The sequence below is a fragment of the Cetobacterium sp. ZWU0022 genome (genome assembly GCF_000800875.1).
In the GTDB taxonomy this organism is placed as follows: Bacteria; Fusobacteriota; Fusobacteriia; order Fusobacteriales; family Fusobacteriaceae; genus Cetobacterium_A.
Genome location: NZ_JRJZ01000051.1, coordinates 1 through 5756, shown reverse-complemented (window position 1 = coordinate 5756; position 5756 = coordinate 1). Strand labels below are relative to the sequence as shown.

At 33.7% G+C, this 5756-nt stretch carries 7 protein-coding genes and 2 pseudogenes; all 9 read left to right on the top strand.

The annotated features are described in order from the left end of the window. The first annotated feature begins 199 nt into the window (after positions 1-199). The 9 genes and pseudogenes from L988_RS05370 (at position 200) to rfbD (ending at position 5689) form a co-directional block, all read left to right on the top strand. The gene (locus L988_RS05370) at positions 200-736 is read left to right on the top strand and encodes a reverse transcriptase domain-containing protein (RefSeq protein ID WP_081990298.1); all 537 of its coding nucleotides are present in this window, start codon (positions 200-202) and stop codon (positions 734-736) included. A gap of 258 nt (positions 737-994) precedes the next feature. Then, positions 995-1084: pseudogene (locus tag L988_RS13410) on the top strand (sugar phosphate nucleotidyltransferase); the annotation flags it as partial. Positions 1085-1497: 413 nt separating this feature from the next. Next, complete coding sequence (locus tag L988_RS13615; protein ID WP_156111925.1) at positions 1498-1665, top strand: hypothetical protein; 168 nt, start codon at positions 1498-1500, stop codon at positions 1663-1665. Between the two features lie 299 nt (positions 1666-1964). Next, positions 1965-2816 (top strand): reverse transcriptase domain-containing protein, encoded by an 852-nt coding sequence (locus L988_RS05365; protein WP_081990297.1) that lies wholly within the window; start codon positions 1965-1967, stop codon positions 2814-2816. Next, on the top strand, positions 2795-3061 hold the full coding sequence (locus tag L988_RS13610) for a hypothetical protein (protein WP_156111924.1): 267 nt from the start codon (positions 2795-2797) through the stop codon (positions 3059-3061). The genes L988_RS05365 and L988_RS13610 overlap by 22 nt, the downstream gene beginning before the upstream one ends. Before the next feature lie 12 nt (positions 3062-3073). Further along, complete coding sequence (locus L988_RS05360; protein ID WP_047382359.1) at positions 3074-3370, top strand: HNH endonuclease signature motif containing protein; 297 nt, start codon at positions 3074-3076, stop codon at positions 3368-3370. A 110-nt stretch (positions 3371-3480) separates the two neighbouring features. After that, a pseudogene (rfbA, locus tag L988_RS05355) lies at positions 3481-4257 on the top strand (glucose-1-phosphate thymidylyltransferase RfbA); the annotation flags it as partial. Continuing rightward, positions 4257-4838 (top strand): dTDP-4-dehydrorhamnose 3,5-epimerase, encoded by a 582-nt coding sequence (rfbC, locus tag L988_RS05350; protein WP_047382357.1) that lies wholly within the window; start codon positions 4257-4259, stop codon positions 4836-4838. The pseudogene rfbA and the gene rfbC, both read left to right, overlap by 1 nt. After that, positions 4835-5689 carry a dTDP-4-dehydrorhamnose reductase gene (gene rfbD / locus L988_RS05345; RefSeq protein WP_047382356.1) on the top strand — a complete coding sequence of 285 codons (855 nt, stop codon included), beginning with the start codon at positions 4835-4837 and terminating at the stop codon, positions 5687-5689. Before rfbC ends, rfbD begins: the two co-directional genes overlap by 4 nt. Positions 5690-5756 lie beyond the last annotated feature (67 nt).

Sequence of the window (5756 nt, the reverse complement as noted above, 5' to 3'; positions counted from 1 at the left end):
TTGAAGATGAAATAGTAAAACGAATTAAATATGATTTAAAGGGCAGATACACACCAGGAATGGTAAAAAGAGTAGAGATTCCAGGAGATGGAGAGTTTAGACCCCTAGGAATACCTAATATCTACGATAGACTAGCACAGCTATGTTTTACAGGTATTAGAACCAATAGTTGATAAAACAATTTCAGTGATTTAAATCTATCGATAAGAAAACCTTATCAATAATAAAATGTATGTTGAAAGTGGAAACTGTATTACAAAACAAGGATATTATTCAATCTGAGAAGGGAACTCGTCAAAGTGGAATTCTTTCGCCATTACTAGCTAACATAGTTTTAAATGAACTAGATTGGTGGATACATAAACAATGGTCGGGTCTAAAAACAAAACGAGAATACCTGTTTCTTAGAAATAAAGAGAGAGCTTTGAAAGGTACAAATTTAACAGAAGTTAGAATTGTTAGATACGCAGATGACTTTAAACTCTTTTGCAGAAATAGAGGTTCTGCGGAAAAGATGTTCAAACTAGTTAAAATATTCTTGAAAGATAGATTAAAATTAGAAATCTCAGAAAAGAAATCGAAAATAGTAAATTTAAGAAAAGAGTACAGTATCTTTTTGGGAATAAAATTTAAAGCTATCAAGAATAGAAAAAGATTAACTGCAAGGTCATATATACCTGACAAAGCAAATAAAGCTATTTTAACCCTAATCAAACAACAGGTAAAAGAGCTTTAAAAGAGACGGACAGCCTTGTAAGTCTCTAAATTTAATTCAGTAATACTAGGGATTCAAAATTATGATGAAACACCGTGTGTGGTGAAAGTCGTATGCACGGTGTGGAGCAGGGTAAAAGATGAAGATAACTTCAAAGTCTTACCTATTGCTATAAATTGGATTATTAAAAGTTAATATAGAGTTTGGACTATGTAGTTCTGAAACAAGTGAAGATTTAAAAGAGTATTTAAGAAGTATAGAAATATAAAGGGGTGGAGCATGAAAGGAATTATTTTAGCAGGGGGATCTGGAACTAGATTATACCCAGTAACAAAAGCAATTAGTAAGCAAATCACACCGATTTACGATAGTGCGACACGTTTCGTGATGAAAAGTCACGACATATTAAGAGTAGCTTAGAAGTAAGCGAAAATAATAGAGAACTGTATTTCTGAGAAGTAGAATGAAGGAGTAACGCCCTGAAATGCTTCCCTTAATACTCCGATATGCAATTAAGGATTAACTAAGTTAATTTCCACAAAATTAACTCCTTGACTGTATAAAGCTCGGTGAAGTCGGCTGAGAGCTACCCCTAACAGGTTAAGCTGAGGAAATGCGAACCAGAGGTGGTCGAGGTAGTGATAGGCCGGAGGTCGAATCTATATGGTGAGAATGCACAAAGTGCTGACAAAGTTGCGAATGTAAGGACCGATAGACGGATATGACAGAAATGTTGTAGTCACAAAATGTGATGTAAGTGGTGATTAGTAAAATTTGTCGTTATGAAACTCACTATGCTGTTAAAGGCAGCATCAAGCTTACCGGTTCATAGTAACCACCTAAGTAGATTCAATGATAGGAAATACGGAACGTGGAAAGCAAGACACAATAGAAAAGCTTTGGTTAGAGTATTGGTAGATATAAATTACGTAGTAATGAAATTCTTTTAGTCTTGTGAGAGTAGGGGTACAGTACCAACGAAACCGTGATAATAAGCGGTGGAGGGATAGCCCCGAGTCAATAATTTTGAAGTTATTTAAATTTAGAATTAATAAGTGAATGGTAGTAAACCGAGAAAATAAAGTTTCCAAATTGAATAAAAGAAAGGAAACGGACAACTTATGAGTTTAATAGACAAGATAACATCAGATGAAAATATATATTCAGCTATTGAATGCATCAAATCGAACTCAGGAAGTAAAACCCCCGGGGTTGATGGAAAAACCATTGAAAATATTTTGCGAGTGATATTAGAAGAATTAATATTCCAAAAGGTAATGGCGAAACAAGACCTCTAGGAATTCCAATAATCTATGATAGAGTAGTTCAACAATGTATAAAACAAGTTATAGGACCAATTATAGCTAGAAAATTTCATCCAAACTCATTCGGATTTAGACCTGGTCGTAGTCCTGAACATGCTGTCGCACAAAACAATAACTTGATAAATATAGCAAAATTTCATTTTGTAGTAGATATAGATATTAAAGGTTTCTTCGAGAATATCAATCATAATAAGTTGATCAAGCAACTTAGAGCGATAGGAATTAAAGAGAATAAATTAATATCGATAATCAAGGAAATGTTAAAAGCCAAAACTAAATTATCAACAGGAGAAATAATTCAGAATTCAAAGGGAGTCCCACAAGGAGGGGTGTTATCACCACTTTCGGCTAATGTGGTATTAAATGAATTAGATTGGTGGATTGATAGGCAATGGACAGGAATGAAGTTGGAAAGAGAATATTCGAATACGGCAAATAAAGAAAAGTCACTAAGAATAAGAACTAAGCTAGACGAAGTTAAAATTGTTAGATATGCAGATGATTTTAAACTTTATTGTAGAAGCATAGGTGTGGCCCAAAAATTCTTTAAACTAACAAAATTGTTTTTAAGAAATAAGTTGAAATTAGAAATTTCTGAAAAGAAATCGAAGATAGTAAACCTTAGAAAACAATCTAGTGAATTTTTAGGGATAAGAATAACCATAATTAAAAATCGTGACAGAAGAACAGTTAGAACATTCATATCTAATAAAGCAAAGATAAATATAAAAAGAACTATCGCAATAAAAGTCAAGTGCAAAAATATAATACGGTAATAGCAGGAATTCAAAACTATTATCGAATTGCAACAATGGTAAGTCAAGATATGGCAAAAATAGGATATAATATGGGAAGAAAATTGAAAAATTTATTCGGCAAACGTAATTACATTAAAGACACTTCCTACTGTAGAAGATATAAAAATTATAACTTTAAAGTATGGAATGTCGCTGGAGTTACTTTGTATACGATAGTAGCTTATAAGTATAAGATTGTAAAATCATATTCAGCGAAGAAATAAAAATTTGACCTGATGGATGAAGAGCTTAAGGAGACAAGTAATTTAAAGGCTATTGAATGGGAAAAAATTAAATCAAAACTAAGATTTCTTAGGAATTCAACTTGTGAAATAACAAAAGAATACATAGGGGGACGTGATAAATTTTATGTGCATCATATACTTCCTAAAGAAAAGGTTGGAACAGATGAAATGGATAATTTAATCCTTTTAAAATATAAATTCAAAAAGTTATTAACTAGTGAAAATGCCAAAGAATATCTTCCTGAAAATCAGATGTATCAAAAATTATTAAAAACAATTTCTAAATAAATATAACTGTTAAAATTATGATGGAACGCCGTGTGCGGTGAAAGTCGCACGCACGGTGTGGAGCGGGGGAAAACTTAGAGATAATATCAAAGAGTTACCTATCGCTATAGCCACTAATCTATTATCCATTGTCAGTACTGATGTTAGCAGGTATTCGTGATATTTTAATAATATCTACACCTAGAGATATTGGTACTTTCGAGGAGTTATTAGGTAGTGGAAAAGACTTAGGATTAAAGATTGAGTATGCTATCCAAGATGCACCAAATGGATTAGCAGAGGCATTTATAATAGGAGAAAACTTTATTGGAGATGACTCTTGTGCTTTAGTATTAGGGGACAATATGTTCTATGGCCACGGATTAACTGGTATTGTAAAAGAGGCAGCTAAGAGGGAAACTGGAGCTACAATATTCGGATACTACGTTAACAATCCAAAGTCATTTGGCGTGGTAGAGTTTGATGAGAATGGAAAGGCTATATCACTAGAAGAGAAGCCAGAGGTACCAAAATCTAATTTTGCAATCCCAGGATTATACTTCTATGACAACACAGTTGTAGAGAAAGCTAAAAAAGTTAAGCCATCTCATAGAGGAGAGTTAGAAATAACAACTCTAAACGAGATGTACTTAAACGAAGGAACTCTAAATGTTCTGAGCTTAGGTAGAGGAATGGCTTGGTTAGACACAGGAACTCATGATGGACTATTAGAAGCATCTAACTTTGTTAAAACAATCCAAAGTCGTCAAGGTGTAATGGTAGCTTGTTTAGAAGAGATAGCATATAAAAATGGATGGATAACTGCCGAAAAGGTAGAATCTTTAGCAAAGCCACTGTTAAAATCACATTACGGTGAATACTTAATGGATTTGATCAAGGAGAGATAATGGCAAAGTTTAATAGAGTTGAAACAGGAATAAAGGATTTAATAGTAATAGAACCAACAGTGTTTGGTGATAATAGAGGTTTCTTTATGGAGAGCTACTCTCGTAAAGATTTCGCAGAGATTGAAATGGATATCGAGTTTGTTCAAGACAACCACTCTAAATCTAAAAAAGGAGTTCTTAGAGGACTGCATTTCCAAACGCAACATGTTCAAGGAAAATTAGTTAGAGTAACAGCTGGAGCTGTATTAGATGTAGCTGTGGACTTAAGAAAAAACTCTCTTACTTTTGGAAAATACTACTTAGTAGAGTTAACTGCTGAAAACAAAAAGATGTTTTATATCCCACCTGGGTTTGCACATGGGTTTTTAACTTTAGAGGATAACACTGAGTTTTTATATAAATGTACAGACTACTACGCACCAGAGTTTGATTCGGGAATTCTTTGGAACGACAGTGAGGTAGGTATAGAGTGGAATTTTGAAAAATATGGGTTATCAGAGGATACTATTTTACTATCTGAAAAGGATAAACTTCAACAAACTTTAGCTGCTTTTGTAAAAAGTGGTGTGGTGATAGGATGATTCTAATAACAGGAGCTAACGGACAGTTAGGACATGATTTTAGTAGAATCTTTAAAGAGAAAGATTTAGACTTTATAGCTACAGATTATAAAGAGCTAGATATAACAGATATAGATGCAGTTAGAGAGTTTGTAAAAGGTAAAGGTATAAAGCTAATTATAAACTGTGCTGCATATAATAATGTAGATAAAGCCGAGGAAGAGTCTGAGATGTGCTATAAACTAAATGCATATGCACCAAGAGATTTAGCAATCGTTGCAAAAGAGATAGGTGCAGAGTATGTTACATACAGTACTGACTTTGTGTTTGATGGGAAGAAAAAATCACCATATACAGAGGAAGATGAGGTTAGTCCACTTTCTGTTTACTCAAAGGCGAAGGCTGAGGGTGAAAGATTGGTTTTAGAAACTTATGAGAACAGTTTTGTTATCAGAACCTCTTGGGTTTTTGGTATAGCCAACAACAACTTCAACAAACAAGTTATCAACTGGAGTAAGTCTAGAGATGTTTTAGGAATTGTAGATGACCAAACATCGGTGCCAACATATTCGTATGACTTAGCACTTTACTCACTGAAGTTGATAGAAACTAAAAAATATGGTCTTTACCATCTGAGTAATAGTGGAGTTGCATCAAAGTATGACCAAGCAAAGTATGTTTTAGAAAGTATTGGTTGGACTGGGACTCTGAACAAAGCGAAAAGCAGTGATTTCGTATTACCGGCACCTAGAGCTGAGTATTCAAAGTTAGATAGTAGTAAGTTAGAAAGTGTAATAGGTGAGAAACTACCAACTTGGGAAAGTGGAATAGATAGATTCTTACAAGAGATGAGAGAGAAGGGGGAGCTTTAATGAAGAAGTATCTTGTAACAGGTGGTGCTGGGTTTATCGGTGCTAACTTTGTAAAATATATGTTAGA